The following is a 26,020-nucleotide window of genomic DNA, read 5'->3' on the forward strand; positions in this document are numbered from 1 at the left end:
ACAGCAGGATTAAGCTGCTGTTCAGTGAAATTTGGCATAATTGCCACGTTATGCTATGCTTCGCCGCCATTTTGTGATTGCTTATTATTTGAGCAGGAATAAATTATGATTAAACAACGTACCATCGGCAAAACAGTCAGCTCCATTGGAGTGGGATTGCACAAAGGCGAAAAGGTTACGCTTACTCTCCGACCTGCGCCGGACAACACGGGTATCGTGTTCCGTCGTGTAGATCTTGATCCTGTGGTCGATTTTAAGGTAGCACCTGAGTTAGTGGGTGATACTGTGATGTGTACTTGTTTAATCAACGACAATGGCGTGCGGTTATCTACCACTGAACACCTGATGGCGGCCATTGCCGGTTTAGGTATCGACAACCTGGTGGTTGAAGTAGACGCTGCAGAAATTCCGATTATGGACGGCAGCGCCAACCCCTTTGTTTACCTGTTACTGGAAGCCGGTGTTGCCGAGCAGCGCCTGGCGAAAAAGTTTATCCGCATTAAAAAGCATGTGCGGGTAGAAGACGGCGACAAGTGGGCCGAGTTTAAGCCGCATCACGGCTTTAAAATAGATTTTGCTATCGAATTTAACCACCCGGTGATTGCAGAAACCACCCAGCATATGCTGATGGATTTCTCGGCCGCCGGTTTTATTAAAGACATCAGCCGCGCCCGTACTTTTGGCTTCTTACATGAAGTGGAGTACCTGCGTGCCAATAACCTGGCATTAGGCGGCAGCTTCGATAATGCCGTAGTGCTGGACGAGTACCGGGTATTAAACCAGGACGGCCTGCGCTACGAAGATGAATTTATTAAACACAAAATTCTTGATGCGATTGGCGATCTGTATATGGCCGGTTACAGCATCTTAGGTGAGTTCAAAGCCTTTAAAACCGGTCATGCGCTGAATAACCAGCTGTTATGTGCCGTGTTGGCGGACCAGGCAAACTGGGAATTCGTCAGCTTTGAAGACAAAGCCGACATGCCTATTTCTTATCTGGCGCCGCAGCTGGCGTAATGATCTATCAGCCTTATCAAACACAAACCCGGTAATTACCGGGTTTTGTCATTTTTGGCGCTGGCATTTTCTGCCAGTTTTAACAGTGCTTTCGCCAGTGCACCGTCGGTGCCGGCCGCCAGCTGCCGCAGGCTGTCGGCTGCCTGTGCAGATAATTGCTTGCTGTTTTCCGTCGGCAGCTGCACTTTGGGCCGGTTTATCTGGCCATTAGGCGAGGCTTCAATCTCAATGCCGGCTAAATCGGGCAAGATTTTTCGGCGAAAATTGTCTAGAATGGCGTCGCGCTGCATTTTTAGACGGGTCAGCCAGCTGGGCGATGCGCATAAAATAATGGCTCTGCCATCACGAATACAGCTTACCTGACAAAAGCTCAATTGCTCCAGTTGCAATACCTCGGCCAATATCTGGTTTAACTGTTGCACCAGTTGTACTTGTTGCTGCTGCGACGCCAGCGGGCTGTGTGACAGCAGCTTACTGATATCCTGAGGTTTTTGCGTGTAACGGGTCATGCTTAACTCCCGGCAGCAGTGAAACAGATAACGCAGTGTAACAGCTTAGCGTCCAAGCGAACATGTTACACCTTGAAAGCATTAGCATAGGGCACCATATCTGGCGTAATATGCTTGCACAACAGCAATTTGATACTGGTAAGGCCAAAGGCCGCCGGGGCTGCCCTGCAGTTTTAACTTAAAATGGTATTGGGATAATGTTTGGAAAACTTTTTGCCAAGTTATTTGGTAGCCGCAACGACCGCTTCTTAAAAAAACTAGAAAAACAGGTTCAGCACATTAATAGCCTCGAGGCTGAGTTCGAAGCCTTATCCGATGACCAATTAAAACAAAAGACGGCGGAATTTAAGCAGCTACTGGCCAATGGCAGCAGCTTAGACGATATACTGCCACAAGCTTTTGCTACGGTGCGTGAGGCCAGTAAACGCGTGTTTGGCATGCGCCATTTCGATGTGCAGTTAATTGGCGGCATGGTGCTGCATCAGGGCAAAATTTCTGAGATGCGTACCGGTGAAGGTAAAACGCTTACCGCCACCTTACCTGCTTACTTAAATGCGTTAAGTGGTAAAGGCGTGCATGTTATTACCGTGAACGATTACCTGGCCCGTCGCGATGCGCAAACCAACGCACCGCTGTTTGGCTTTTTAGGTATGACAGTTGGCGTTAACGTGCCCGGCATGGCCCACCCGGATAAGCAAAAAGCCTATCAGGCCGACATTACCTACGGTACCAACAACGAATTTGGTTTTGACTACCTGCGCGATAATATGGCGTTTTCACCGCAAGATCGGGTGCAACGCGATCAGGCCTTTGCCATTATCGATGAAGTTGACTCTATCTTAATTGACGAAGCCCGTACGCCACTGATCATCTCTGGCCCGGCTGAAGACAGCTCAGAGCTGTATAAGCAAATTAACGTGCTGGTGCCTAACCTGGTTAAACAGGACAAAGAAGACGAAGAAGGCGCACACGGCGATGGCCACTTTACGGTAGATGAAAAAGCCCGTCAGGTGTATTTAACCGAACAAGGCCAGATCAAAGTAGAAGAGATGCTGCGTGAAAAAGGCATGATTGGCGAGCACGATACCTTATTCTCCGCTGCCAACATTACCTTGTTGCACCATGTGTATGCTGCTCTACGTGCCCATCAGCTGTTTAAGCGTGACGTCGATTACGTGGTTAAAGACGGCGAAATTGTCATTGTTGATGAGCATACCGGCCGTACTATGGAAGGCCGGCGCTGGTCTGAAGGTTTACACCAGGCGGTAGAAGCCAAAGAAGGGGTAAAAATTCAGAACGAGAACCAGACATTGGCCTCTATTACCTTCCAGAATTACTTCCGCCTGTACGACAAACTTGCTGGTATGACAGGTACAGCCGATACCGAAGCCTTTGAGTTCCAGCAAATTTATGGCCTGGAGACCATAGTAGTGCCAACCAACCGGCCTATGGTGCGTAACGATATGGCCGATTTGGTGTACTTAACTGCCGAAGACAAGTACCAGGCTATCATTGCTGACATTACCGCTACCCGCGATGCCGGCCGTCCGGTCCTGGTGGGTACAGCGTCCATTGAAAGCTCAGAGTACTTATCGGGCCTGCTAAACAAAGCCAAGATTAAACATCAGGTATTAAACGCCAAATTCCACGCTAACGAAGCGCAAATTATTGCTCAGGCCGGTCAGCCGGGTACGGTAACCATTGCCACCAACATGGCCGGTCGTGGTACTGACATCGTGCTGGGCGGCAGCTTACAGGCTGAATTAGCAGCACTTGGCGATGATGCGACCGAAGCGCAAAAAGCCAAAGTGAAAGCTGATTGGCAACAGCGCCATGACGCGGTAATCGCCGCCGGTGGTTTACATATTATTGGTACTGAGCGGCATGAATCGCGCCGTATTGACAACCAGCTGCGTGGCCGTTCAGGCCGTCAGGGTGACCCGGGTTCAAGCCGGTTCTACCTGTCGCTGGATGATGCCTTAATGCGTATTTTCGCTTCAGACCGTATGGCTGGCATGATGCGCCGGCTGGGTATGGAAAAAGGCGAAGCTATTGAGCATCCTTGGGTCAGCCGCGCCATCGAAAACGCGCAACGTAAAGTAGAAGCGCGTAACTTTGATATCCGTAAACAGCTATTAGAGTTTGATGATGTTGCCAACGATCAGCGTAAAGTGGTGTACGAGCAGCGTAACGAGCTGTTAGATGCCACCGACATCAGTGAAACCATTAACGCTATTCGCGCAGACGTCGTGGATGGTGTGATAAGCCAATATATTCCGCCACAGTCACTGGACGAGATGTGGGATATTCCGGGGCTGGAGCAGCGCTTAAAAGCCGATTTCTCGCTGGATTTACCGATTGCCAAATGGCTGGCAGACGATAAAAAGCTGTTTGAAGAAAAGCTGCGTGAGCGTATTGCTGAAGAGGTTGAAAAAGCCTATCAGCATAAAGAGCAAATGGTGGGCCCACAGGTACTGCGTCAGTTTGAAAAGGCCATTATGCTGCAAAGCCTGGACACGCACTGGAAAGAGCACCTGGCGGCGATGGACCACCTGCGTCAGGGCATTAACCTGCGTGGTTATGCACAGAAAAACCCGAAACAGGAATATAAGCGCGAAGCTTTTGAGCTGTTCTCCACCATGCTGGAAAACCTGAAAGTGGATGTTATCGGCGTATTAAGCCGGGTACAGGTGCGGGCAGCTGAAGATGTGGAAGCAGTAGAAGAGCAGCGCCGTAAGGCCGATGCTGTGCCACATGATTATCAGCATGCCGAAGCGGAGCATGTCGGTGGCGATGTGCCTGCGGGTATGCCAACGGGGCCGGTGTTCCGCGACCACGACAAGATAGGCCGAAATGATCCTTGCCCTTGTGGTTCGGGTAAAAAGTACAAACAATGTCACGGTAAGCTGGTTTAACGCCAGTGGTGGTAAGACAAAGTCAGCTCAGGCTGGCTTTGTTGTTTCTGGGGGAAGTATGAGTAACAAAATCGTGCATGTTGCCGTCGGCGTGATAGTACGCGGCCAACAGATCTTACTGGCATTACGCGGCAGTAAACAGCATCAGGGTGGCAAATGGGAGTTTCCCGGCGGTAAAGTTGAAAGCGGTGAAACGGTGCCACAGGCGCTGGCACGCGAGCTGTTAGAGGAAGTCGCCATTGAGGTAACACAAAGCTGTGCCTTTATGCAGCTGGAGTATGCTTATCCGGAGAAAACCGTGCTATTAGATATTTATCTGGTGAGCGCCTTCAACGGCGAGCCACACGGCCGCGAAGGCCAGCCACTGCGCTGGGTGGACGTCAGTGCGCTTGATAGCATCGAATTTCCCGACGCCAACCAGCCCATAGTCGAGCGCGTACAGCAGTATTTTGCCACTCAGACTATAAATGGCTAGTTAATATGACCAGCTTGTTATTGCCGTTGGTTCTTGTTTTACCTTTGCTGATAGTTGGCTATCAGTGGTACAAGGAGGAGTTCCAATTTAGCCGTAAGGCTCTGTCCTATTGGCAGATTTTTTTATTGGGCTGCTTTATTGGCTACACTGCCTATTGTTTGCTCAGTGGTGTGGAGTCAACAATCCAACAATTAGGGGATCAGGGGAATAAAGCAGGGCGCGCCCTATCATTCAGCGGATTGTGGAGTTTCGTACTGCCGGGGTTAATTGCCCCGCTTATTGTTTTTCCCAGAGAAACTTTGCTGTATTTACTCCGGCAGCCTAAAGCTGGAGATATAGAAACATTTGGTTTAGCCATTTTAGGCTGGGTATTGCTGCTATCTATACTACTAAGGCACCTACTAGTTATCTAATGCTGGCCAGATTAACTCTTGTAGTTTCACACCATCAAAAGGTGCATGTAGCGAGCTTATTGATTCAAGACGTTCTCTGACATCTAAGGGTAACTTCATATAATCAAGTTTGATTTCTAGTTCGATGAGATGAAAGTTATCTTCTTTTTGCTGCCTGATAAAACGTGAAACTTCTTCGTTTTTTACGGAAGCATTCAACTTCTCGAGTAAAACCAGCGTTTCGATGTAGTTTAATTTAGTCTCAGAGACACACTTAAGAAATGCCCTTTGCTCTAAGTATGGAACAATAGCTTCGGAATAAGGAATCTTCGCTAACAAATTGAGCTCAGTCGAAGTTAACGATACTTCCGTTTTCCTCTGCTTCAGACAGTATTCTGTTGCTGTTTCATATGCAGCCTGAGTGGTTTGAGCGTATGAAAATGCCTCGGTGATATCTGAAGCATTTAAGCTATATGGCAGTAAAGTTATAGCAATGAGCAGTTTATTCATAGCCACATCCTTGATAAACCGCTTTCCAAAATTGTCTTTCTTTTACTGATAAAGACGACTTCTGTGTTTGTCTTAATGCGACTGATTCAATTTGACGACGTTTTACAGCACCAAGCCCTTTTACAGAGTCAAAGAAGACGTCCCAATTAGTGGAATAAATAGCATAACCAGACTGAGCGGAATCAGAAGATGCCAGTTTGAAAGCCAGTGTCCCCTCAAGTTGCTGTGCTCCGGAGCCTGAAGCACCTGTGCGACTAGCGCCACCAAAAATTGACCATAACTGACCGAGCAACAAAAATTTGCTACCCAGTTTTTCGAGTGAGCCGAGACGTTCAATTTCTTTAACTGCTTCCAAGCTGCTTTGGCTAAGTTGCAGATTCACAATTGTAGGGCAATTCATAACAAACCTATCCTTGTTTAAAGTGGTAAGGATAGTGTTTTGTGTATCGATTGTAAATTAATTGTTTTTGAAAAAGTCATTATCCTGGGTGATAAATTCCTGCTCCAGCTCGGCCAGATATTCTTCTGATAGCGCAGCGTCAATTGGCGCTTTATCAGGTATGCGGTGGTTTTCTGCAGCCCAGTCGCCTAGGTCAATCAGTTTGCAGCGCTCAGAGCAAAATGGCCGAAATGGAGAAGCAGCACTCCATTCAACGGCGTTGTCACAGGTAGGGCAGTTTACTTTCATCGGTGGCAGTCTCCTTAGTGCGGCCATTCTAGCAACCCAGGCCCAGAGTTACCAATACCTGGATGCGCAAGATGGGGATTCTGCACTTGGCGTGTGACAACGCAGCCGCCCGTTATAAACGGGCGGTTGTCGGCAAAGAAGGCTAACTGATACTGATTTTACGACTGGGGGCTTCGGTAGCGGCTTTTTTCGGTGCTTTAATGCTGAGCAGGCCGTCTTTAAAGCTGGCACTAATATCGTTTTCATGCACGGCATCGCCCACAGTAAAGCTGCGCATTATTTTGCCGTAGCGGCGTTCCTGTCGAATTAGCTTGCCATCTTTCTCTTCTTTATCTTCCTGTTTTACTTCAGCTTCAAGCGTTAATACGCCGCGTTCCAGGCTGATATGAATATCGTCTTTTTTCACGCCGGGTAATTCCGCCGTGATTTGGTAATGGTCTTTATTGTCTTTAATATCGACTTTGGGCGCAAAAAACTCGGTATCGTTGCTTTTCCAAGCAGTGGGCGCAAAGAAGTTATCGAACAGGCTGTCAAAGTCAAAACGGTTACGCGGTAACAGGCTCATGATGGTCTCCTTTGGTTGATTTTTCTACAGCGAAATAACCTTAGTTCAGCTGTAATCCGGGCAATTGAGCTGGATCAAGAATTGGTGTGATGTTGAAAAGTCTGCCTACAATGTCATAAATATGCCTTACAACGCTGCTATAACTGCGCGCTATGAATAAATTCCTCTATTTTCTGCGTCATGCTACTGCTGAAGTCATCCGGCCTAATCAGCTGGATATCGACCGCTGCCTGATAGAAAAAGGCCGGCTGCAGGCCCGCAGGGTCGCTGACTTTATGCAGCGGCAAAACCTGAGTATGCAGCAGGTGCTCACCAGTCCTTACCCACGTGCGGTGCAAACAGCGGCCATAGTGTGTAAAAACGCCGGCTTTTCCGCTGCTACTGAGCAGCCCTGGCTGGCGCTGGAAACGCCGGTTGCACAAGCTATAGCGCAGCTGCAGTTGTTATGGCCAACATTGCCGGAGCATACCTTGCTGGTTGGTCATGAGCCGGATTTTTCACTGCTGATTAGCCGTTTGCTGGGCACTGACATGCCGGTGATTAATATTCGTAAAGCGTCGCTGAGCTGTATCAGTATCAGTGAAGATCTGGCGCAGGCTGAACTGCAGTGGTCAGTACCCGCACGTTTTATGTAGCGCTTGTGTGTTAGCAAAGTGGCTTGCCATTGCACATTAGCACTGGCACAGTGAGCAAAACAGCTGAAACACATCGCTATGTCAGAATATCTTTTTGTGTACGGCACCTTACGCCAAAACGCCCACCATCCAATGCACCAGCAGCTTGTAGCACATGCCCGCTTTGTTAGCATGGCGCGATATCAGGCGCGTATGTACCGGGTGAGTTATTACCCCGCTGCTGTACCATCAAGCAACACTGCCGATCAGGTGGTGGGCGAGCTGTATCAGTTGGTGCAGCCAGAGCTGTTACTGCCAATGCTAGATAAGTACGAAGAGTGTGGTGAAGGCTTTGCCGAGCCACAAGAATACCGGCGTGAACAGCAGCAAGTAACGCTGGAAAACGGCACCAGCTTTAGCGCCTGGGTATATATCTACAACCGCGATACGTCGGGTTTACAGCAGATCCAAAGCGGCGATTTTCTTGATCCGAAGAAGTGAGAATAAAAAGGCCGCTGTGCGGCCTTTTGTTTGAAGCAAATTAGCTTATTAGTGTCTAAAGTGGCGTACGCCGGTAAATACCATAGCCATACCGTGCTCGTCGGCGGCGGCGATAACTTCCGCATCGCGAATTGAGCCACCTGGCTGGATCACTGCAGTAATGCCAGCTGCTGCTGCTGCGTCGATACCGTCGCGAAACGGGAAGAAGGCGTCTGACGCCATCACTGAGCCTTTTACTTCCAGTTTCTCGTCTGCAGCCTTAATACCGGCGATTTTTGCGCTATATACCCGGCTCATTTGGCCGGCACCGACACCAATAGTCATGCTGTCTTTTACGTAGACAATGGCGTTTGACTTAACAAACTTGGCAACCTTCCAACAGAACAGTAAGTCTTTTAACTCCTGCTCGGTGGGCTGGCGTTTGGTGACGACTTTTAAGTCTGATGCAGCAACTTTGGCCTGATCACGGTCTTGCAGTAACATACCGCCGTTAACCTGCTTAATGTCCAGCGCTGGCGCAGCTGCGCTAAATTCACCGCATACCAGTAAACGCACATTTGGCTTGGTGCCCACTACCGCAACGGCAGCATCAGTTGCTGACGGGGCAATAATTACTTCAACAAACTGGCGGCTGACAATTTCCTGCGCTGTGGTTTCATCCAGCTCGCGGTTAAAGGCAATAATGCCGCCAAAGGCTGAGGTTGGGTCGGTTTTATAGGCGCGGTTATACGCTTCCAGAATGCTGTCACCAATGGCGACGCCACACGGGTTGGCGTGCTTAACAATTACACAGGCAGGTTCTGCGAATTCTTTTACGCACTCCAGTGCCGCGTCGGTGTCGGCGATATTGTTGTACGACAGCGCCTTACCCTGCAGCTGTTTGGCAGTAGAAACAGACGCTTCAGTGGCGCCATCCTGCACGTAAAACGCTGCGCTCTGGTGGCTGTTTTCGCCATAGCGTAAGTCTTGTTTCTTAACAAACTGCGCGTTAAAAGTGCGTGGGAACTTGCTAGCCGGCTCGGCTGGCGTGTCGTACGCCGGCAGCATAGCACCAAAGTAGTTGGCAATCATGCCATCGTACTGGGCCGTATGCTCAAAAGCGCTGATCGCAAGACTAAAACGGGTGGCGTGGGTAGTAGCGCCGCCGTTGGCTTGCATTTCGGCCAGTACCTTATCGTAGTCTTTGGCGTTAACGACAATAGTCACGTCTTTGTGGTTTTTCGCTGCCGCGCGCACCATAGTCGGGCCACCGATGTCGATGTTTTCCACCGCATCCTCCAGTGTGCAGCCGGGTTTAGCTACTGTGCTGGCAAACGGATACAGGTTAACGACCACTAAATCGATCGGGCCGATGTTGTTGTCGGCCATTACCGCCTCGTCAACACCGCGGCGGGCTAAAATGCCACCGTGAATTTTCGGATGCAGGGTTTTTACCCGGCCGTCCATAATTTCCGGGTGGCCGGTATAGTCAGAGACTTCCGTTACCTTAATGCCTTGCTCGGCCAGTAATTTTGCCGTGCCACCGGTAGAGAGGATATCTACCTGAGCGGCTTCAAGCGCGCGGGCAAATTCTACGATACCGGTTTTGTCGGACACACTTAACAGTGCGCGGCGGATAGGTCTTAGTGTCGTCATGCTTAGACTCTCATTTTAGCTTGCAGAAATCGTATTAAAATTGTAACGCCAGTTTAGCGCATGGGCAGATGTCAGCTTGCTCTAAGCGAACCGTTGAAGCCCTGGACGGGCTGAGACGAGCCCCCAGGGATGGGTTTACGGCGTGTTTGCGTGAGCAAGGTGGCAGTTGCCACTTAATTTGTTAACGTTGTCGTCGCTGCCTGAGTACCGAAGCTAATGCGGAAGGTAATGCGTAAAATTCCTCAGGACCAGCCAATAAAAAAGCACCCGAAGGTGCTTAGCAGCGGGGCGAACCCCGCGTTGGCATTAGCTCATGCCGTACTGTTTTAATTTCTTGCGCAGCGTGCCGCGGTTGATGCCCATCAGGTTAGCAGCGCGGGTTTGGTTACCGCGGGTATATTTCATTACCTCTTCCAGTAACGGGCGCTCTAATTCAGATAATACCAGCTCGTACAGATCGGTAACGTCCTGACCGTTTAACTGTTGCAGGTAGTTAGCAACGGCTTTCTGGGCGGCAGTGCTTAATGCCTGCGGCTTTTCCTGAGACTGTACGTTAGCGTTAGTAATAAATGGCGAAGTAACGTTCGAATTAAACATTGCTTTTCTCTTTTACGTTAGGTTGCTGCTAGTTGATGAAAATAGTCATTTAAGGCGTCAAGTTGCTGCTTAGCGCACTCAATGCCATTGAATTCACTACGAAACACGCCGAGCGCATCGTGCTCGGCTAAATACCAGCCCACATGTTTGCGGGCAATACGGGAACCGGCATGCTCACCATAAAGCTGGTGTAAACCCTGCACGTGTTCCAGCATGATCTGACGCACCTCGGCGATTGCCGGTGGCGCCAGTTTGTCGCCGGTGGCCAGATAATGCACCACCTCGCGGAAAATCCACGGCCGGCCTTGTGCGGCGCGGCCTATCATAATGGCGTCAGCCCCGGTGTAATCCAGCACAAAGCGCGCTTTCTCCGGTGTGGTGATATCGCCATTGGCAACCACAGGTATCGACACGCTTTGCTTAATTGCACGGATAGTGTCGTACTCGGCTTCGCCTTTATACATACAAGCTTTAGTGCGGCCATGCACCGCCAGTGCCTGTATGCCGTTATCCTGTGCAATCTGCGCAATCTGTACACCATTGCGGTTGTCGGTATCCCAACCGGTGCGGATTTTTAACGTGACCGGCACCTTAACTGCATCGACCACAGCGCGCACAATTTGTTGCACTAAATCCGGGTACTGCAATAAGGCAGAGCCCGCCAGTTTTTTATTCACCTTTTTAGCCGGGCAACCCATATTAATGTCGATAATATCGGCACCAATAGACACGTTGTACTGCGCGGCTTCGGCCATTTGCTGCGGGTCTGAACCGGCAATTTGTACCGAGCGGATGCCAGACTCTTGTCTGTGGCCCATACGATTTTGCGATTTTTCGCTTTGCCACACCAACGGGTTGCTCGACAGCATTTCCGACACAGCTAAGGCTGCACCAAAACGGCGGCAAAGCTCACGAAAAGTGTGATCAGTCACCCCAGCCATCGGAGCACAAATTACTTTGTTCGCTAACTGATATGGACCTATGCGCACCACGTAATCCAAGGCTCTACCCGTAAGGGGCGCTAAGTTTACGGATTTTTGCCGCCAAAGCAAAGGCTATTATTTAAACAAAAGTGTAAATTTACTGACCTTTGCTGTCTTGACATTCGCTAAACGGCTGAAAATTGGTGTTTTGTGAAGGCAGAAACACGGTGGAATGGGCGCTGGCAAAAAAGATAATTGTAGGGCTGTTCGTTTTGCAACCAGACCAAACCGGTAGAACCGGTTTGGTCTGGCTTAGGTACCTAGCCAGTCTACCTGGCCGCGAGCCTGGCGCCGTTTAATCATTAACTCTTCAATCAGTGGCGTTAAAATCAGCTCCATCGCCAGGCCCATTTTGCCGCCTGGCACTACCAACGTATTCACCCGTGACATAAACGAGCCCTGGATCATCTGCAGGTAGTAAGGAAAATCGACATGTTTAATGCCGCGAAAGCGGATCACAACAAAGCTTTCATCCAGCGACGGAATATCTTTGGCACTGAACGGGTTAGAGGTATCCACTGTCGGCACACGCTGAAAGTTAATGTGAGTGCGCGAGAACTGCGGCGTAATATGGTTAATATAATCGTCCATGCTGCGCACTATGCTGGCCTGCACCGCTTCACGGCTATGGCCCCGCTCTGAGGTGTCGCGGATAATTTTTTGGATCCACTCTAAGTTAACAATCGGCACCATGCCGATTAGTAAGTCGACATGCTGCGCGACATTATGCTCATCGGTGACGGCGCCACCATGTAAACCTTCATAAAACAGTAAATCCGTGTTTGGGCGCAAATCCTGCCAGGGCGTGAAGGTGCCGGGCAGCTGGTTGTAGGGCACGGCTTCGTCAAAGGTGTGCAGGTAATGGCGGATTTTGCCGCTGCCGGTTTCGCCATAGCTGGCAAAAAAGTTTTCCAGCGCACCAAAGTCATTCGCTTCCGGGCCAAAATAACTGATGTGACGGCCTTCTTCTTTCGCTTTACGTATCGCCACTTCCATTTCTGGCCGGCTAAAGCGGTGGAAACAGTCACCCTCAACAAAGGCGGCGTCGATGCCGAGCGTGCGAAAGATATGCTGAAACGCTATGGTCGTGGTCGTCGTGCCGGCGCCGGAAGAACCGGTAATGGCAATAATAGGGTTTTTATGAGACATAACTGTCGCCCGCTAACTTAACTGAACCTAACCTTAAAACAAGTGTTCGATACTGGGCAACTGTTTCTTGCGCTTTATTACGAGGAACAGAGAGGCTCGCTGCGGGTTCAGTCTGTTAACTGGCTGAACCCGGGGAGTTTAGAACTCAAAGGTGGCAATCAGTGGGTCGTGATCAGATGAACGATACGGACCAGCGCTGTACCATAACTTCTGCTGTGCTGTGCTTTTAAACTCGGTGTTGTAATCCAGCAGCACAGGTTCATCGGCGTTAATAGCCCAGTGCTGCATGCTGCTAAGCTGTTTGGCGAGCGCGGGGCTTGCCAACGCATGATCCAGCGAGCCGGTGCGACCACGAAACACATAAGAGTATTGGCTGCCCTGTGCGCTTTGCAGATATTGCCAGTTTTGCTGCTCCAGCGTGCGGATGGGGTCTTCCCGCCGGTACGCATTCAGATCACCAAGAATAATCTGTTTGTCGGTGCTGACACCGGTCGGCTGGCTTTGCAGCCAATCACTCAGGGCTTTAGCCGAACGGGTGCGCAGGGCATTCCAGCAGGCCTGGCCGTCTTGCTGATCAGCATTAACATCTTTGCCGTCTTTTGGGCAGCTGCCTTTGGATTTAAAGTGGTTAATGCTGACGGTAACCAACTCGCTAGTCGCAAGGTGGCGGAAGCTTTGTGCCAGTGGTGGCCGGCTGCCCCAGTCAAAAGGTGCGGTTAACAGCATGGCGGCTTTGCCCTCGACACTGACAGTGGCCGGGCGATACAACAGCGCCACTTTAATCGCATCAGTGCCAGGCTGCTCGCGGGTGATAATAAAGCGGTAGGGTTTACTGGCCACTTTATTCAGCGCGGTGGTCAGCTCTGCCAATGCGCCTTGCTGGTTATAGCCGTTATTTTCAACTTCTAACAAACCAATGACATCGGCATCCAGTGCAGCCAATGCTGCGACCATTTTTGCCTGCTGCCGTGCCAGCTCTGCCGGGGTAGAGGCGCCGCGGCGGGTTGGAAATGCCGGGTTTTGCCCAGCGCCATTAAAGTAATTCAGCACATTGAAGCTGGCCACGCGTAAGGCTTTGGCCGGTTTAGCGGCCGGGACTGCGGGTCTGGGGTTGGTCTGGCTGAACTGTGGCGTTGTGGTTGGTACTAAACGGTAGCCCCGTTCATCCTGCCATAGCACGCCGGTAAGATCATGCAGCGTATCGCCGACTCTGAGGGTTTGGCTGGCGCTGATTTTGACCGCGCCCAGCATTAATGGCTCGGGGTTTTGCTGATAACGGCCATCATCTACCACCAGCATCTGGCGTTGTTGCTGAGTATCAAACAGTGCTGCTGCCGCCTCGCCGGGTAACTGCTGCTCGGTGGGTACCATTAGCCGTTGGTCGGCCACGGTGATCTCACCGTAGCGCGCCAGATGGTAAGTGTCGTTCACAATAAGGGGCTGGCTAAAGTGCAGTAGCGCGCCTTCTAGCCGCTCCCAATTCAGGTTATCAGTCAAAGGCAGTGTCAGGCGCAGCGGGCTAACTGTTACGGCTTCACCGCACAGTTTAATTTCACTTACCTGATGCAGGCTGGTCTGTTGGCTAAGTTCAGCGACAGTGCCAGTTACCTGCAATACTTGTCCTGGCTGGTAAATTGCAGCCGCTTCATTATCAGCAATAAACAGGCTGTTGGCTGTTAACGGGTCTGTATTTTGTTCAGCGCGCAGCATCAGGCCGGCGGCTTTGCTGCCGGGGTAAACCACTGCAGTAACGATGCCCTGCGTGGTTAACTTGCGGCCCAGCAGCGGGCTGCTCTGCGTATTACCCTGAATTGCTGAGATTGCCGTTGTGTCAGCCAAACACTCTGCCAGTGCCTGGCCGGGTGCTATGATACTGCAAGCAAAAGCAGCGAGCAGTGCCAGCTGCTTTGACGTTAAACTCTGACGCATCATCTGTTACTACTGCTCGCGGGCAATAGCACGATAACCGATATCGGTGCGGCAGAACATGCCATCCCAGCTAATGTGACTGGCCAGCTGATAGGCGGCTTGCTGCGCTTGCGTAACATTAGCCCCTAAGGCTGTAGCACACAGCACCCGGCCACCGTTAGTCAGTACCTGGCCATCTTTTTGCTCGGTACCGGCGTGAAACACTTTGGCGCTATTGCTGTCGATGCCATCCAGACCGCTGATCACCTTGCCTTTGGCATAGCTGTCAGGGTAACCGCCAGCGGCTAATACCACCCCCACTGCAGCCTGTTCGGTAAATTGGATCTGCTTACCGGCCAGATCGCCTTTTGTTGCCGCCAGACAAAGCTCAACCAAATCAGATTGCAAGCGCAGCATAATCGGCTGAGTTTCCGGGTCACCAAAGCGGCAGTTAAATTCCAGTACCTTGGCACTGCCATCCGGCGCTATCATTAAACCGGCGTATAAAAAGCCGGTAAATACCACTCCCTCGCTGGCCATGCCGTTAACGGTAGGGTAAATCACATGCTGCATCACCCAGTCATGTACTGCTGGTGTTACCACGGGGGCAGGTGAGTATGCACCCATACCGCCGGTATTCGGGCCTTTATCGGCATTATCACGCGCTTTATGGTCTTGTGATGAGGCAAATGGTAATGCCGTTTTACCATCAACCATCACGATAAAAGAGGCCTCTTCACCGGTTAAAAACTCTTCAATTACTACCCGGCTGCCGGCATCGCCAAATTTATTGCCTGACAGCATATCGTCAATAGCGGCATCGGCTTCCTGTTGGTTTTGCGCAATAATAACGCCTTTACCCGCCGCCAGACCGTCGGCTTTAATGACCACCGGTAAGCCAAGCGTTTTCGCAAAGGCTTTGGCCGGAGCAATGTCGCTGAAAGTCTGATAGGCGGCGGTGGGTATCTTGTGACGGGCTAAAAAGTCTTTGGCAAAGGCTTTGGAGCTTTCCAGCTGCGCCGCGGCTTGCGTCGGGCCAAAAATGGCCAGATCTGCTGCGCGAAACGCATCGACCACACCTTTGGCCAGCGGCGCCTCGGGCCCGACGATAGTCAGGTCGATAGCTTCTGCCTTAGCAAACGCTAGTAGCGCTGGCACATCATCTGCGGCTATCGCGACATTGGTCAGGGTGCTCTCACGTGCGGTGCCAGCATTGCCCGGCGCGACAAATACCTCAGTGGCCAGAGGTGACTGGGCGGCTTTCCAGGCCAGTGCATGCTCGCGGCCACCGCCGCCAATTACCAATACTTTCATTTAGCTTTCCGTCAATTAATCAAAAAATCACTCAGATACCGGCTTGCGAAACTTCAGCGTCATACGGTCGCTTTCGCCAATGGCCAGATATTTCTCTTTGTCCTGCTCTTTTAGTCGCAGCACAGGGGGTAAGGTCCAGACACCGCCCGGGTGGTCGGCCGTGTCTTTCGGGTTGCCGTTAATGTTGCTTTCGGCTTCAAACACAAAGCCGGCTTGCTCAGCCAGTTTTATCGCCAGCGCCTGCGGGAAGTAACCGGTTTTTTGCCAATCGCCGCTGGCTTTATCAGCCGGCAAGCGGTGCTCTACCACGCCTAACACCCCACCTGGTTTTAATGCGTTATAGAAGTCTTTGAAAATGGCCACCATGCCCTCGTCACCGCCATTGCCATACCAGTTATGCAGGTTACGGAAGGTCAGCACGACATCGGCACTGCCGGACGGTGCAATGGCGCTGCTGTTGCCGGGGGCAAACTCAGTCAGCTGTACCCGGTTGTATACCGGGTTGGCCGCAAGCTTTTCAACAAAAGCCGCGCGGCTACGCTTGTAGTAATCTGAGCTGCTGTCAGCGGGAAAGTGTGCGGCATAATAAGTGCCATGTGCCGCCAGTAAAGGCGCCAGAATTTCGGTGTACCAGCCGCCACCGGGGGCAATTTCTACCACGGTGCTACTTGGCGTCACGTCAAAAAATTGCAGCGTAGCAACCGGGTTGCGGTATTTATCGCGGGCGACATTAGCCGAGCTGCGGCTTGGGTGGTCAACGGCCAGTTGCAAGGCTTCAGCCGCGGCTTGCGTGGTTGGCGTGCTGGCGCTGGCCAGTGGACTTAACAGCAGAGCAGACAGCACGGTAGCGAGTGTAAGTGTTTTCATCTTCGTGGTTCCCTGGAGTAAAAGTGGCGCTAGTGTAGCAAAACAATGCTAAAAAAGCAGGTGAGTCAGGCACATTGTCTGGTTTAATTCAGATGGCCAGACTGCTATTTTCTCATCAACAATTGCATTCGGCTGTGATAGAATGCGGGCCCTTTTACGCGGGAAGCCTTATGTTAGACCAAATCCGTATTATCCTGGTGGGCACCAGCCATACCGGCAATATTGGCTCGGTAGCCCGGGCGATGAAAACCATGGGCTTATCACAGCTGTATCTGGTGGCACCGAAAACGCTGCCGGACGGCCAGGCCTACGCGTTATCAGCCGGCGCCAGTGATGTGCTGGCCAATACCAAAGTATTCGATACTCTGGAGCAAGCCATTGCCGATTGCCCGCTGGTGATTGCGGTCAGTGCTCGTGAGCGTACCTTGGGCTGGCCCATGCTTAACCCGCGTCAGGCCGGTGAGCTGTGTGTACAGGAGGCGCCCAGTCATCCTGTGGCGCTGGTGTTTGGCCGCGAAAAGAGCTGCCTGACCAACGAAGAGCTGCAACTATGTAACCGTCAGGTGTCGATACCGGGCAATCCGGAATACAGCTCACTGAATTTGGCAATGGCGGTGCAGGTGCTAAGTTACGAAGTGCGTATGGCGTATCTGGCAACAGCACAGCAACCGCAACCAGTGTCAGAGGTGGCGTATCCCAGCAGTGCGCAAATGGAAAGTTTTTATCGTCATCTGGAAGACACCTTAAACGATACCGGCTTTATTATTAAGCAGCACCCTGGCGTGGTAATGACCAAACTTAAACGGCTATTTACCCGGGCGCGGCCGGAAGAAACTGAATACAACATCTTACGTGGCATCTTAACCTCAGTTCAGCGCTATGGCCAAAAGGCGGCCGGCGACAAGGAGTAGGGCATGTTTGCGGGTATTAAAGAAGATATAAAAAGTGTTTTTGAGCGTGACCCGGCCGCACGCAGCAGCTTTGAAGTATTAACCAATTACCCGGGGCTGCATGCCATCTGGTGGCACCGGCTTAGCCATAAACTGTGGCGGGCTAATTTTAAATGGCTGGCGCGGTTTTTAAGCACCATAGCGCGCTGGTTAACCGGGGTGGAAATTCACCCCGGTGCCAAAATCGGCCGCCGTTTCTTTATCGACCATGGCATGGGTGTAGTAATCGGCGAGACCGCCGAGATTGGCGATGATGTGACCTTGTATCATGGTGTTACTTTAGGTGGCACCAGTTGGAACCCCGGTAAGCGCCACCCAACACTGGGTAATGGTGTGGTTATTGGTGCCGGCGCCAAGGTATTGGGGCCGTTGCAAGTGGGCGAAAATGCCCGCATTGGCTCTAATGCGGTGGTGGTAAAAGATGTACCGGCTGGCGCCACTGTGGTGGGGATCCCAGGTCGGATTGTTGCTAAAGCTGATGCCGAGGTGAGCGCTGAGCGCAAGCAGCTGGCGCAAAAGTTCGGCTTTGATGCCTACGCCGTGTCGGCCGATAACCCGGATCCGGTAGCCAATGCCATCGGCCGTATGCTGGATCATATCCAGTTTTTGGATAATAAAGTGGGCGAGTTGTGCCACAGCGTTAATCAGCTGGGTGGTAATGTCTGCGAGGAAGTACCGGCCGTGGCGATCGATGAGGAAGACTTCCGTCTGGCGGAGCAGCGCGCTGCGCAGGAACGCAAACGTGATGTGGAAGCCTTTGATCCCAACATCTAAATAAAAACATTGAACCCTCAACCTAAATACCTTACTAAATTAGTCGGGTATTAATACTTGACTAAAATAGTCAGGAAAGTAAAATAGCGCTACTGCTGTTGAGGGGACTATATGAGATTAACGTCAAAAGGCCGTTATGCGGTTACAGCTATGCTGGATGTGGCGCTACATACCGCCAACGGGCCTGTGCCATTGGCTGACATATCTGAGCGCCAGGGTATTTCGTTATCTTATCTTGAACAGTTATTCGCCCGCCTGCGTAAACAAGGTTTAGTAAGCAGTGTGCGTGGCCCAGGTGGTGGTTACCAGCTAGGGCGCGAAGCAGCACAGATTTCGGTGTCGGATGTCATTAGTGCGGTGGATGAGTCGGTTGATGCTACCCGCTGCCAGGGCAAGTCAGATTGTCACAGTGGCACCCGCTGTTTAACCCATACCCTGTGGAGTGACTTAAGTCACCGCATTGAAGATTTTCTTACCGGCATTACGCTGGGCGAGCTGGTTAACCAGCACGATGTACAGAACGTGGCAAAGCGGCAAAACAGCCGCATTGTAAAAAACCCGGCAACTGATATCGAAGTCAGCTGCCAGCTGTAGGCAACACGGAGCAAACAATGAAGCTACCTATTTATCTGGATTACGCTGCAACTACCCCGGTCGACCCACGGGTAGCAGAGAAAATGATGCAGTATTTAACGATGGACGGCGAGTTTGGTAACCCGGCGTCACGTTCGCATCGTTTTGGCTGGCAAGCCGAAGAAGCGGTAGAAATTGCTCGTAGCCAGATTGCTGAGCTGGTAAATGCTGACCCGCGTGAAATTGTGTTTACCTCAGGCGCTACCGAGTCAAACAACTTGGCCATCAAAGGTGCAGCCGATTTTTACCATAAAAAGGGTAAGCACCTAATCACGGTAAAAACCGAGCATAAAGCCACGCTGGATACCATGCGCCAGTTAGAGCGTGAAGGTTACGAAGTGACCTATTTAGAGCCGCAAACTGATGGCTTAGTGACCATAGAGATGTTAGAAGCGGCGATCCGCCCTGATACCACTGTCATCAGCGTAATGTTTGTTAATAACGAAATTGGTGTGGTGCAGGATATTGCTGCCATTGGTGAGCTGTGCCGTAGCAAAGGTATTATTTTCCATGTCGATGCTGCCCAGGCCGCTGGCAAGGTTGATATCGACCTGCAGGCATTAAAAGTAGATTTAATGTCATTCTCAGCACACAAAGCCTATGGCCCTAAAGGCATAGGGGCGTTATTTGTCCGCCGTAAGCCACGCATCCGCCTGGAGGCGCAAATGCATGGTGGCGGGCATGAGCGTGGTATGCGTTCAGGCACCTTACCTACCCACCAGATTGTCGGCATGGGTGAAGCATTCCGTATTGCCAAGCTGGAAATGCATGACGAAATTAAGCGTATCAGTGCGCTGCGCGACAAGCTGGTTAATGGTGTAAAAGACATCGAACAAGTGTTCTTAAACGGCCACGCAACGAAGCGCGTGCCGCATATCACCAATATCAGCTTTAACTATGTTGAAGGCGAGTCGCTGATTATGGCACTGAAAGACATTGCGGTATCGTCGGGCTCTGCCTGTACCTCCGCCAGCCTGGAGCCATCTTATGTACTGCGTGCGCTGGGCATGAGTGACGAACTGGCACACAGCTCTATCCGTTTCAGTATCGGCCGTTTTACCACCGAAGCGCAGGTAGACCACACCATTAAGATAGTGCACCAGGCCATTGAAAAGCTGCGTGCTATGTCTCCGCTGTGGGATATGTACAAAGACGGTATCGATTTAAACACTGTGGCCTGGGTTGCGCACTAAGCGCGCCGGCTGCAAACAGAGGTAACTATCATGGCTTACAGTAATAAAGTAATCGACCACTACGAAAACCCACGCAACGTCGGCGCTTTTGACAAAGACGATGTTGGTGTAGCAACCGGCATGGTCGGCGCACCGGCCTGTGGCGACGTGATGAAGCTGCAAATCAAGGTGAACGAGCAAGGCATTATTGAAGATGCCAAGTTTAAAACCTACGGCTGTGGCAGCGCTATTGCCTCCAGCTCACTGGTAACCGAGTGGGTAAAAGGTAAAAGCCTGGCCGAAGCCGAGCAAATTAAAAATACTGACATCGCGCAAGAGCTGGCGCTGCCACCGGTAAAAATTCACTGCTCTATTCTGGCCGAAGACGCCATTAAAGCAGCCATTGCCGACTACAAGCAGAAACACGGAGGCTAAGCAGCATGGCCATTTCGATGACGCAAGCCGCTGCCGACCGGGTGCGCAGTTTTCTGCAAAACCGTGGTAAGGGCATTGGCCTTAGGGTCGGGGTAAAAACCACCGGCTGCTCGGGCTTGGCTTATGTGCTGGAGTTTGTCGATACGCTAAACGATGACGATCAGGTGTTTGAACATGACGATTTAAAACTGATCGTTGATGGCAAAAGCCTGGTGTATATCGACGGCACCCAGCTGGATTTTGTCAAAGAAGGCCTGAACGAAGGTTTTCAGTTTAACAACCCCAACGTTAACGGCGAATGTGGTTGTGGTGAAAGCTTCACCGTTTAAGCGGTTTAACCTGTTACCTTAACCATCGAAGGGCCGGATGAATTACTTTCAGCTGTTTAATCTGCCGGCGCAGTTCGACCTCGATTTAACCGAGCTCGGTTCGCGCTACCTGAAACTGCAAAAACAGTTTCATCCGGATCAGCACAGCAGTGGCTCGGAGCGCGACAAGTTGTTGGCGGTGCAACAAACCGCCAACATTAATGATGCCTACCACAGCTTAAAGCAGCCGTTGCTGCGTGCCGAGCACTTGCTGGCGCTGCGTGGCTTAAAAATCAGTAACGAGCAGCGTAGCTTCACTGATCCCATGTTTTTAATGCAGCAGATGGAGCTGCGAGAGCAGCTGTCCGAGGTGGCGCAGAGCGACGATCCGGACGCTGTGATAGACAGTATCGAGCGTAAGCTGCAGCAGCAAAAAAAGCAGCTGCTTAAGCAACTTGCCAGCGCACTGGATGCGCAAACTGCTGAGCAGGACCAGCTAGCGGCAGATCTTATCCGTAAACTAAAATTCTTCTTTAAGCTGCAGCAAGAGCTGGAGCTTATTGAACAGCAACTACAAGACTAAACAACACTATGGCGTTATTACAGATCGCAGAGCCGGGCCAGAGCGCGGCGCCGCACCAGCATAAACTGGCAGCCGGTATTGACCTTGGCACTACCAATTCATTGGTCGCCACAGTGCGCAGCGGTGAAGCTAAAACCCTGGTAAACCGCCAGGGCCGTGACATGGTGCCCTCTGTAGTGCGTTACACGCCAGATGGTGTCGTGGTGGGTGATGCGGCACTGGCAGCCGCAGTTGATGATGCGCACAATACCATAGTTTCAGTAAAACGCCTGATGGGTAAAGGCTACAGCGAAACCACGGCGTTAAAACAGCAGGTGCCTTATCAGCTGGTTGATCAGCAGGGGCTGGTTGCCATTGACACGGCACAGGGCGTGAAAAACCCGGTAGAAGTCTCGGCAGAAATACTTGCTACCCTGGCTAACACGGCCAGTGAAACCTTAGGTGGCGAGTTAAACGGTGTGGTGATTACTGTGCCGGCGTATTTTGATGATGCCCAGCGTCAGGCGACTAAAGACGCCGCCAAATTAGCCGGCCTTAATGTGCTGCGGTTACTGAATGAACCGACAGCCGCAGCGCTGGCCTACGGCCTCGACTCCGGTCAGGAAGGGGTAATTGCCGTGTACGATTTAGGCGGCGGCACCTTCGATATTTCTATCTTACGGCTGCGCCGTGGTGTGTTTGAAGTACTGGCCACTGGCGGCGACTCGGCACTGGGCGGTGACGATTTTGATCACGCTATTGTCAGTCACCTGCAGCAGCAAACCGGCCAGGCCAAATTAAGCCACCAGCAAATGCGCCAGTATTTAACTACGGCACGCCAGCTTAAAGAACTGCTGACTGAGCAGGATAGCGTCGATTTTGCCCTGCCGCTGAATGACGGCGTATATAACGGCAGCCTGCGCCGGGCTGAGCTGGAGCAACTGATAAGCCCGCTGGTCAAACAAACTATTCGCGCCTGTCGTCAGGTACTGCGTGATGCCGGTTTAAGTGCTGAAGATATTGTTAAGGTAGTGATGGTTGGCGGCTCTACCCGGGTGCCACTGGTACGCCAGCAGGTCGCTGCGTTTTTTGCCACTGAGCCACTAACCTCGATAGATCCGGATAAAGTGGTGGCGATTGGTGCCGCTATTCAGGCCAATGTGTTGGTGGGCAATAAAGCTGAAGGTGACACCCTGCTGCTGGATGTGATCCCATTATCTTTGGGCCTTGAAACCATGGGCGGTTTGGTCGAAAAAATTATCCCGCGTAATACCGTGATTCCGGTAGCTCGGGCGCAGGAATTTACCACCTTTAAAGACGGTCAAGCGGCAATGGCGCTGCATGTGGTGCAGGGTGAGCGCGAGCTGGTAGATGATTGCCGCTCTCTGGCGCGCTTTGAACTGCGCGGTATACCGCCAATGCCAGCTGGCGGGGCCCATATCCGCGTCACCTTTCAGGTTGATGCTGATGGCTTGCTTAGCGTCACGGCGCAGGAAAAATCAACCGGCGTACAAGCCAATATTCAGGTTAAGCCATCGTATGGTTTAACCGATGATCAGGTTGCTACTATGCTAAAAGGCTCTATGCAGTATGCCCGTCAGGATATGCAGCAGCGCTTGTTGCGTGAGCAGCAGGTTGAGGCCGAGCGCGTACTGGAAGCCGTAAGCCAGGCACTGAAAGCAGACGCGGCGTTATTAAGTGAAAGCGAGCTGGACAGTATCCAGCAGGCGCTGACTGCATTGCAGCAGGTGAAGCAGGGTGACGATACTGCCGCTATTAAAGCCGCTATCGAGCACACCAACCAGTTAACAGACGATTTTGCCGCAAGACGAATGGACCAATCTATTCGCCGCGCGCTTAAAGGCCATAACGTGGACGAGGTATAACAGATGCCACAAATTGTATTTTTACCCCATGCGCAGCTGTGCCCGGAAGGCGCAGCGTTAGAGGCTAAAACCGGCGAAACCGTACTGGACGTGGCGCTGCGTAATGGTATTGCCATTGAGCATGCCTGCGAGAAGTCTTGCGCCTGCACCACCTGTCACGTGATTGTGCGCGAAGGTTTTTACTCACTGAACGAAAGTGATGAGCTGGAAGATGACATGCTGGATAAAGCCTGGGGCTTAGAGCCAGAGTCACGCTTAGGCTGTCAGGCCCGTATCGCCGATGAAGATCTGGTGGTCGAGATCCCCAAGTACACGGTTAATCTGGTCAGTGAAGGTCATTAAGACCATCGTGAAGATAAAAGCGGCTGTAACGGCCGTTTTTTTTCGGCCAGAACCGGGTTTACATCAACAAAACTGCTGAAAATACTGGAGATTAGCCGCAGCTCAGCTAATCTTGCACTAACAACAACAAAAGACGGAGTTCATATGTTTAAACGTTCTGCGCTTACGCTCACGCTGACGGCTTTACTGGCGGTGCCGGCGTATGCTGATTTGACCATTAATGGCTTTGCCTCTATTAAAGCCGGCATGACGCTGGATAGTGACTCGACCTTGTATGGCTATACTGATGAACTTGATTTTAAAAACGAGAGTTTATTTGCTGTACAGGTAATGTCTGATTTAGGTGAAAAGTTGTCTGTCACTGCTCAACTGATGGGCCGCGGTCGGGAAGATTTCAATGCCGAGTTTGAATGGGCTTTCCTGAGCTATCAACTTACCGACAATATGCAAATTAATGCCGGTCGGTTACGCACGCCATTTTATAAATACTCTGATTTTAAAGATGTTGGCTACGCCTACGATTGGTCGCGCGTGCCAGAAGCTGTGTACAACCTTGACTTTGATAATATTGAAGGCGTGTCGTTATACCGCACCGCGACGCTTGGCAGCTTTGATTCAACGTTACAGCTAATTGCGGGTAGTTTCGATGGTGATGCAGTAGTTACCGGCCTGACAGTACAAGCTAAAATTGACCAAGTCCTGGGCGCTACCTGGGAGCTGAGTCGTGATGGTATCAGCGCACGTTTGGCTTATCTAACGGGCGACACCAGTTTGTCTAACCCGGATATTGATGCACTGACAGGCATTTTGACCGCCAGCGGCTTAGGTGCTGTGGCCCGCGCGATTGATGTGAATGAAGAGAGCAGCACCTTTTTAGGTCTGGCGTTAACACTGGATAAAAACGACTGGGTAGCGGTTGCCGAGATCACCCGCACTGAAGTGGATGATTCGTTGATTGCCGAGCAAAATGGCTACTACGTATCAATCGGCCGTCGGTTTGACAGCCTGACGCCTTATGTTTCTTACGAGAAACGCGATAACGACGCCAAACGCGATATTATTGCTCTGTTGCCGCAAGGCGTGCCGGCACAACTGGCGCTGGGTGTCACGCAGGCCGTTGAACGGTTTGAGGTAAAACGTGACGCCTGGAACCTGGGCTTGCGGTATGACTTTCACCCTTCAGCCGCTTTTAAAGCACAGCTGACCCGCGTAAATAATGACATTACCGATGATGACACCAGCCTGGTTACGCTGGGTGTGGATCTGGTGTTTTAAGGAGGTCCCTTATGAAATTAGTCAAAATCGTATTGTTGGCAACAGCGTGTCTGGCGGGTTCAGCTCAGGCCGATATTGCTGTAGTGGTTAGTCCTGCCAATGCCAATGCGGTGTCTGCTGATGATCTTAACCGCTTGTTTTTAGGTCGTAGTGCAAGTTTTGCCGACGGCAGCAAGGCCACGCCACTGAATTTAGCAGAAGGGCAGGCCGCGCGGGCTGAATTTGACAGCAAAGTACTAAACCGCTCTTCTGCGCAGCTAAAAGCTTACTGGTCAAAGCTGGTGTTTACCGGTAAAGGTACACCACCAAAAGAGCTGGCTGATGATGCTGCCGTAAAAGCTGCCGTAGCTGCTGATAGCAGTGCTATTGGTTATATCAACAGTAGCAGTGTCGATAGCAGCGTGAAGGTTGTCGCCACCTTCTAAGCTATTCTTATCAACGAAAGCCGCAGCCCGAGGTTGCGGCTTTTTTATTGGCAAAAAATAGGTTTTTTTCACCAACTAGCGTATAATTTGCCGCCTTAAATTTTAAACCTTAAGTTCACATAATCTTATTAACAGGAGCCTGTTATGGCGTTAGAGCGCACTTTTTCTATTATCAAACCCGATGCCGTTGCTAAAAACGTAATTGGTGCCATTTACAACCGTTTTGAATCTGCCGGTTTACGTATCGTGGCCGCTAAAATGCTACACTTAAGCCGCGAGCAGGCTGAAGGTTTCTATGCTGAGCACAAAGAGCGTCCATTCTTTGGCGCCCTGGTGTCATTCATGACCTCTGGCCCGGTAATGGTACAAGTGTTAGAAGGTGAAGATGCGGTACGTAAAAACCGTGAAATCATGGGCGCGACTAACCCGAAAGATGCCTTAGCCGGTACTTTACGTGCTGATTACGCGGCCAGCATCGATGAGAACGCGGTACACGGTTCTGACGCTGCTGCCTCTGCTGCACGCGAAATCGCTTACTTCTTCACTGAAGCTGAGTTGTGTGCCCGTACCCGTTAAGCGTTAATCGCCTGCGGTAACGGACTAAGGGGGCAACAGCCCC

At 51.3% G+C, this 26,020-nt stretch carries 30 protein-coding genes; 18 read left to right on the forward strand and 12 right to left on the reverse strand.

The window, feature by feature from the left end; translation table 11 throughout:
• The first annotated feature begins 105 nt into the window (after positions 1–105).
• The gene (gene lpxC, locus ABGI61_RS09195; RefSeq protein ID WP_347600186.1) at positions 106–1,017 is read left to right on the forward strand and encodes a UDP-3-O-acyl-N-acetylglucosamine deacetylase; all 912 of its coding nucleotides are present in this window, start codon (positions 106–108) and stop codon (positions 1,015–1,017) included.
• A gap of 35 nt (positions 1,018–1,052) precedes the next feature.
• Here lpxC and ABGI61_RS09200 read toward each other — a convergent pair whose 3' ends face one another.
• The gene (locus ABGI61_RS09200; protein ID WP_347600189.1) at positions 1,053–1,526 is read right to left on the reverse strand and encodes a DciA family protein; all 474 of its coding nucleotides are present in this window, start codon (positions 1,524–1,526) and stop codon (positions 1,053–1,055) included.
• 197 nt (positions 1,527–1,723) lie between these two features.
• On the opposite strand from ABGI61_RS09200, the gene secA reads away from it, so the two are divergent.
• From secA to ABGI61_RS09215, 3 genes are read left to right on the forward strand one after another with little or no spacing between them, the layout of a single operon-like run.
• Positions 1,724–4,441 carry a preprotein translocase subunit SecA gene (gene secA / locus ABGI61_RS09205; RefSeq protein ID WP_347600192.1) on the forward strand — a complete coding sequence of 906 codons (2,718 nt, stop codon included), beginning with the start codon at positions 1,724–1,726 and terminating at the stop codon, positions 4,439–4,441.
• Between the two features lie 58 nt (positions 4,442–4,499).
• On the forward strand, positions 4,500–4,916 hold the full coding sequence (gene mutT / locus ABGI61_RS09210; RefSeq protein WP_347600195.1) for an 8-oxo-dGTP diphosphatase MutT: 417 nt from the start codon (positions 4,500–4,502) through the stop codon (positions 4,914–4,916).
• A gap of 5 nt (positions 4,917–4,921) precedes the next feature.
• Entirely contained in the window at positions 4,922–5,329 is a 408-nt protein-coding gene (locus ABGI61_RS09215; protein WP_347600198.1) for a hypothetical protein, read from the forward strand.
• Here the strand turns inward: ABGI61_RS09215 and ABGI61_RS09220 are convergent.
• The 4 genes from ABGI61_RS09220 to ABGI61_RS09235 form a co-directional block, all read right to left on the reverse strand.
• A complete protein-coding gene (locus tag ABGI61_RS09220; RefSeq protein ID WP_347600201.1) occupies positions 5,318–5,818 on the reverse strand; it encodes a hypothetical protein in 501 nt (166 codons plus the stop codon). The two genes, ABGI61_RS09215 and ABGI61_RS09220, sit on opposite strands and share 12 nt — an antisense overlap.
• On the reverse strand, positions 5,811–6,218 hold the full coding sequence (locus ABGI61_RS09225; RefSeq protein ID WP_347600204.1) for a hypothetical protein: 408 nt from the start codon (positions 6,216–6,218) through the stop codon (positions 5,811–5,813). The genes ABGI61_RS09220 and ABGI61_RS09225 overlap by 8 nt, the downstream gene beginning before the upstream one ends.
• Before the next feature lie 57 nt (positions 6,219–6,275).
• Entirely contained in the window at positions 6,276–6,506 is a 231-nt protein-coding gene (gene yacG, locus ABGI61_RS09230; protein ID WP_347600207.1) for a DNA gyrase inhibitor YacG, read from the reverse strand.
• 142 nt (positions 6,507–6,648) lie between these two features.
• Entirely contained in the window at positions 6,649–7,071 is a 423-nt protein-coding gene (locus ABGI61_RS09235) for an Hsp20/alpha crystallin family protein (RefSeq protein WP_347600210.1), read from the reverse strand.
• A gap of 152 nt (positions 7,072–7,223) precedes the next feature.
• Here ABGI61_RS09235 and ABGI61_RS09240 point away from each other — a divergent pair, with 152 nt between their 5' ends.
• Positions 7,224–7,706 (forward strand): SixA phosphatase family protein, encoded by a 483-nt coding sequence (locus ABGI61_RS09240; RefSeq protein ID WP_347600213.1) that lies wholly within the window; start codon positions 7,224–7,226, stop codon positions 7,704–7,706.
• 78 nt (positions 7,707–7,784) lie between these two features.
• Positions 7,785–8,186 carry a gamma-glutamylcyclotransferase family protein gene (locus tag ABGI61_RS09245; RefSeq protein WP_347600216.1) on the forward strand — a complete coding sequence of 134 codons (402 nt, stop codon included), beginning with the start codon at positions 7,785–7,787 and terminating at the stop codon, positions 8,184–8,186.
• A 48-nt stretch (positions 8,187–8,234) separates the two neighbouring features.
• Here the strand turns inward: ABGI61_RS09245 and purH are convergent, their stop codons facing one another.
• The 7 genes from purH to ABGI61_RS09280 all read right to left on the reverse strand — a co-directional run bounded on the left by purH (position 8,235) and on the right by ABGI61_RS09280 (position 16,639).
• A complete protein-coding gene (gene purH, locus ABGI61_RS09250) occupies positions 8,235–9,821 on the reverse strand; it encodes a bifunctional phosphoribosylaminoimidazolecarboxamide formyltransferase/IMP cyclohydrolase (RefSeq protein WP_347600219.1) in 1,587 nt (528 codons plus the stop codon).
• Between the two features lie 306 nt (positions 9,822–10,127).
• The gene (gene fis / locus ABGI61_RS09255) at positions 10,128–10,418 is read right to left on the reverse strand and encodes a DNA-binding transcriptional regulator Fis (RefSeq protein ID WP_008218772.1); all 291 of its coding nucleotides are present in this window, start codon (positions 10,416–10,418) and stop codon (positions 10,128–10,130) included.
• A 17-nt stretch (positions 10,419–10,435) separates the two neighbouring features.
• Positions 10,436–11,410, reverse strand: a complete 975-nt coding sequence (dusB, locus tag ABGI61_RS09260) for a tRNA dihydrouridine synthase DusB (protein WP_439645777.1) — start codon at positions 11,408–11,410, stop codon at positions 10,436–10,438.
• A gap of 243 nt (positions 11,411–11,653) precedes the next feature.
• Positions 11,654–12,550 (reverse strand): phosphoribulokinase, encoded by an 897-nt coding sequence (locus ABGI61_RS09265; protein WP_347600223.1) that lies wholly within the window; start codon positions 12,548–12,550, stop codon positions 11,654–11,656.
• A 138-nt stretch (positions 12,551–12,688) separates the two neighbouring features.
• Complete coding sequence (locus tag ABGI61_RS09270; protein WP_347600226.1) at positions 12,689–14,482, reverse strand: ExeM/NucH family extracellular endonuclease; 1,794 nt, start codon at positions 14,480–14,482, stop codon at positions 12,689–12,691.
• A 6-nt stretch (positions 14,483–14,488) separates the two neighbouring features.
• Positions 14,489–15,772, reverse strand: a complete 1,284-nt coding sequence (gene purD / locus ABGI61_RS09275) for a phosphoribosylamine--glycine ligase (RefSeq protein ID WP_347600229.1) — start codon at positions 15,770–15,772, stop codon at positions 14,489–14,491.
• 27 nt (positions 15,773–15,799) lie between these two features.
• Entirely contained in the window at positions 15,800–16,639 is an 840-nt protein-coding gene (locus tag ABGI61_RS09280) for a class I SAM-dependent methyltransferase (RefSeq protein ID WP_347600232.1), read from the reverse strand.
• A gap of 170 nt (positions 16,640–16,809) precedes the next feature.
• Here ABGI61_RS09280 and trmJ point away from each other — a divergent pair, with 170 nt between their 5' ends.
• The 12 genes from trmJ (at position 16,810) to ndk (ending at position 25,977) form a co-directional block, all read left to right on the forward strand.
• The gene (trmJ, locus tag ABGI61_RS09285) at positions 16,810–17,550 is read left to right on the forward strand and encodes a tRNA (cytosine(32)/uridine(32)-2'-O)-methyltransferase TrmJ (RefSeq protein WP_347600234.1); all 741 of its coding nucleotides are present in this window, start codon (positions 16,810–16,812) and stop codon (positions 17,548–17,550) included.
• Between the two features lie 3 nt (positions 17,551–17,553).
• Positions 17,554–18,363 carry a serine O-acetyltransferase gene (gene cysE / locus ABGI61_RS09290; RefSeq protein ID WP_347600237.1) on the forward strand — a complete coding sequence of 270 codons (810 nt, stop codon included), beginning with the start codon at positions 17,554–17,556 and terminating at the stop codon, positions 18,361–18,363.
• Positions 18,364–18,474: 111 nt separating this feature from the next.
• Positions 18,475–18,957 (forward strand): Fe-S cluster assembly transcriptional regulator IscR, encoded by a 483-nt coding sequence (iscR, locus tag ABGI61_RS09295; protein WP_347600240.1) that lies wholly within the window; start codon positions 18,475–18,477, stop codon positions 18,955–18,957.
• Positions 18,958–18,974: 17 nt separating this feature from the next.
• Positions 18,975–20,189 (forward strand): IscS subfamily cysteine desulfurase, encoded by a 1,215-nt coding sequence (locus ABGI61_RS09300; RefSeq protein WP_347600243.1) that lies wholly within the window; start codon positions 18,975–18,977, stop codon positions 20,187–20,189.
• Between the two features lie 30 nt (positions 20,190–20,219).
• On the forward strand, positions 20,220–20,603 hold the full coding sequence (gene iscU, locus ABGI61_RS09305; protein WP_347600246.1) for a Fe-S cluster assembly scaffold IscU: 384 nt from the start codon (positions 20,220–20,222) through the stop codon (positions 20,601–20,603).
• Positions 20,604–20,608: 5 nt separating this feature from the next.
• Positions 20,609–20,932 carry an iron-sulfur cluster assembly protein IscA gene (gene iscA, locus ABGI61_RS09310; protein WP_008218792.1) on the forward strand — a complete coding sequence of 108 codons (324 nt, stop codon included), beginning with the start codon at positions 20,609–20,611 and terminating at the stop codon, positions 20,930–20,932.
• A 37-nt stretch (positions 20,933–20,969) separates the two neighbouring features.
• Positions 20,970–21,494: a co-chaperone HscB gene (gene hscB / locus ABGI61_RS09315; protein ID WP_347600250.1), complete on the forward strand. Its 525-nt coding sequence runs from the start codon at positions 20,970–20,972 to the stop codon at positions 21,492–21,494.
• Positions 21,495–21,502: 8 nt separating this feature from the next.
• Positions 21,503–23,359 carry a Fe-S protein assembly chaperone HscA gene (gene hscA, locus ABGI61_RS09320; RefSeq protein ID WP_347600253.1) on the forward strand — a complete coding sequence of 619 codons (1,857 nt, stop codon included), beginning with the start codon at positions 21,503–21,505 and terminating at the stop codon, positions 23,357–23,359.
• Between the two features lie 3 nt (positions 23,360–23,362).
• On the forward strand, positions 23,363–23,701 hold the full coding sequence (gene fdx / locus ABGI61_RS09325) for an ISC system 2Fe-2S type ferredoxin (RefSeq protein ID WP_008218799.1): 339 nt from the start codon (positions 23,363–23,365) through the stop codon (positions 23,699–23,701).
• A 144-nt stretch (positions 23,702–23,845) separates the two neighbouring features.
• Positions 23,846–24,976, forward strand: coding sequence for a porin (locus ABGI61_RS09330; protein ID WP_347600258.1), 1,131 nt, complete (start codon positions 23,846–23,848; stop codon positions 24,974–24,976).
• Positions 24,977–24,987: 11 nt separating this feature from the next.
• A complete protein-coding gene (locus tag ABGI61_RS09335) occupies positions 24,988–25,401 on the forward strand; it encodes a phosphate ABC transporter substrate-binding protein (protein WP_347600261.1) in 414 nt (137 codons plus the stop codon).
• 144 nt (positions 25,402–25,545) lie between these two features.
• The gene (gene ndk / locus ABGI61_RS09340) at positions 25,546–25,977 is read left to right on the forward strand and encodes a nucleoside-diphosphate kinase (RefSeq protein WP_008218806.1); all 432 of its coding nucleotides are present in this window, start codon (positions 25,546–25,548) and stop codon (positions 25,975–25,977) included.
• Positions 25,978–26,020: the final 43 nt, after the last annotated feature.

Source organism: Rheinheimera fenheensis (assembly GCF_039871805.1).
GTDB lineage: Bacteria > Pseudomonadota > Gammaproteobacteria > Enterobacterales > Alteromonadaceae > Alishewanella > Alishewanella fenheensis.

Coding starts and splice junctions, on each gene's coding strand:
- ABGI61_RS09240 (WP_347600213.1), top strand. CDS start 7,224: ATGAATAAATTCCTCTATTTTCTGCGTCATGCTACTGCTGAAGTCATC.
- hscB (WP_347600250.1), top strand. CDS start 20,970: ATGAATTACTTTCAGCTGTTTAATCTGCCGGCGCAGTTCGACCTCGAT.
- fdx (WP_008218799.1), top strand. CDS start 23,363: ATGCCACAAATTGTATTTTTACCCCATGCGCAGCTGTGCCCGGAAGGC.
- purD (WP_347600229.1), bottom strand. CDS start 15,772: ATGAAAGTATTGGTAATTGGCGGCGGTGGCCGCGAGCATGCACTGGCC.
- lpxC (WP_347600186.1), top strand. CDS start 106: ATGATTAAACAACGTACCATCGGCAAAACAGTCAGCTCCATTGGAGTG.
- iscU (WP_347600246.1), top strand. CDS start 20,220: ATGGCTTACAGTAATAAAGTAATCGACCACTACGAAAACCCACGCAAC.
- ABGI61_RS09335 (WP_347600261.1), top strand. CDS start 24,988: ATGAAATTAGTCAAAATCGTATTGTTGGCAACAGCGTGTCTGGCGGGT.
- ABGI61_RS09215 (WP_347600198.1), top strand. CDS start 4,922: ATGACCAGCTTGTTATTGCCGTTGGTTCTTGTTTTACCTTTGCTGATA.
- ndk (WP_008218806.1), top strand. CDS start 25,546: ATGGCGTTAGAGCGCACTTTTTCTATTATCAAACCCGATGCCGTTGCT.
- ABGI61_RS09225 (WP_347600204.1), bottom strand. CDS start 6,218: ATGAATTGCCCTACAATTGTGAATCTGCAACTTAGCCAAAGCAGCTTG.
- ABGI61_RS09265 (WP_347600223.1), bottom strand. CDS start 12,550: ATGTCTCATAAAAACCCTATTATTGCCATTACCGGTTCTTCCGGCGCC.
- cysE (WP_347600237.1), top strand. CDS start 17,554: ATGTTTGCGGGTATTAAAGAAGATATAAAAAGTGTTTTTGAGCGTGAC.
- ABGI61_RS09300 (WP_347600243.1), top strand. CDS start 18,975: ATGAAGCTACCTATTTATCTGGATTACGCTGCAACTACCCCGGTCGAC.
- ABGI61_RS09200 (WP_347600189.1), bottom strand. CDS start 1,526: ATGACCCGTTACACGCAAAAACCTCAGGATATCAGTAAGCTGCTGTCA.
- trmJ (WP_347600234.1), top strand. CDS start 16,810: ATGTTAGACCAAATCCGTATTATCCTGGTGGGCACCAGCCATACCGGC.
- yacG (WP_347600207.1), bottom strand. CDS start 6,506: ATGAAAGTAAACTGCCCTACCTGTGACAACGCCGTTGAATGGAGTGCT.
- hscA (WP_347600253.1), top strand. CDS start 21,503: ATGGCGTTATTACAGATCGCAGAGCCGGGCCAGAGCGCGGCGCCGCAC.
- ABGI61_RS09235 (WP_347600210.1), bottom strand. CDS start 7,071: ATGAGCCTGTTACCGCGTAACCGTTTTGACTTTGACAGCCTGTTCGAT.
- iscA (WP_008218792.1), top strand. CDS start 20,609: ATGGCCATTTCGATGACGCAAGCCGCTGCCGACCGGGTGCGCAGTTTT.
- fis (WP_008218772.1), bottom strand. CDS start 10,418: ATGTTTAATTCGAACGTTACTTCGCCATTTATTACTAACGCTAACGTA.
- secA (WP_347600192.1), top strand. CDS start 1,724: ATGTTTGGAAAACTTTTTGCCAAGTTATTTGGTAGCCGCAACGACCGC.
- iscR (WP_347600240.1), top strand. CDS start 18,475: ATGAGATTAACGTCAAAAGGCCGTTATGCGGTTACAGCTATGCTGGAT.
- purH (WP_347600219.1), bottom strand. CDS start 9,821: ATGACGACACTAAGACCTATCCGCCGCGCACTGTTAAGTGTGTCCGAC.
- ABGI61_RS09220 (WP_347600201.1), bottom strand. CDS start 5,818: ATGAATAAACTGCTCATTGCTATAACTTTACTGCCATATAGCTTAAAT.
- mutT (WP_347600195.1), top strand. CDS start 4,500: ATGAGTAACAAAATCGTGCATGTTGCCGTCGGCGTGATAGTACGCGGC.
- ABGI61_RS09330 (WP_347600258.1), top strand. CDS start 23,846: ATGTTTAAACGTTCTGCGCTTACGCTCACGCTGACGGCTTTACTGGCG.
- ABGI61_RS09270 (WP_347600226.1), bottom strand. CDS start 14,482: ATGATGCGTCAGAGTTTAACGTCAAAGCAGCTGGCACTGCTCGCTGCT.
- ABGI61_RS09245 (WP_347600216.1), top strand. CDS start 7,785: ATGTCAGAATATCTTTTTGTGTACGGCACCTTACGCCAAAACGCCCAC.
- ABGI61_RS09280 (WP_347600232.1), bottom strand. CDS start 16,639: ATGAAAACACTTACACTCGCTACCGTGCTGTCTGCTCTGCTGTTAAGT.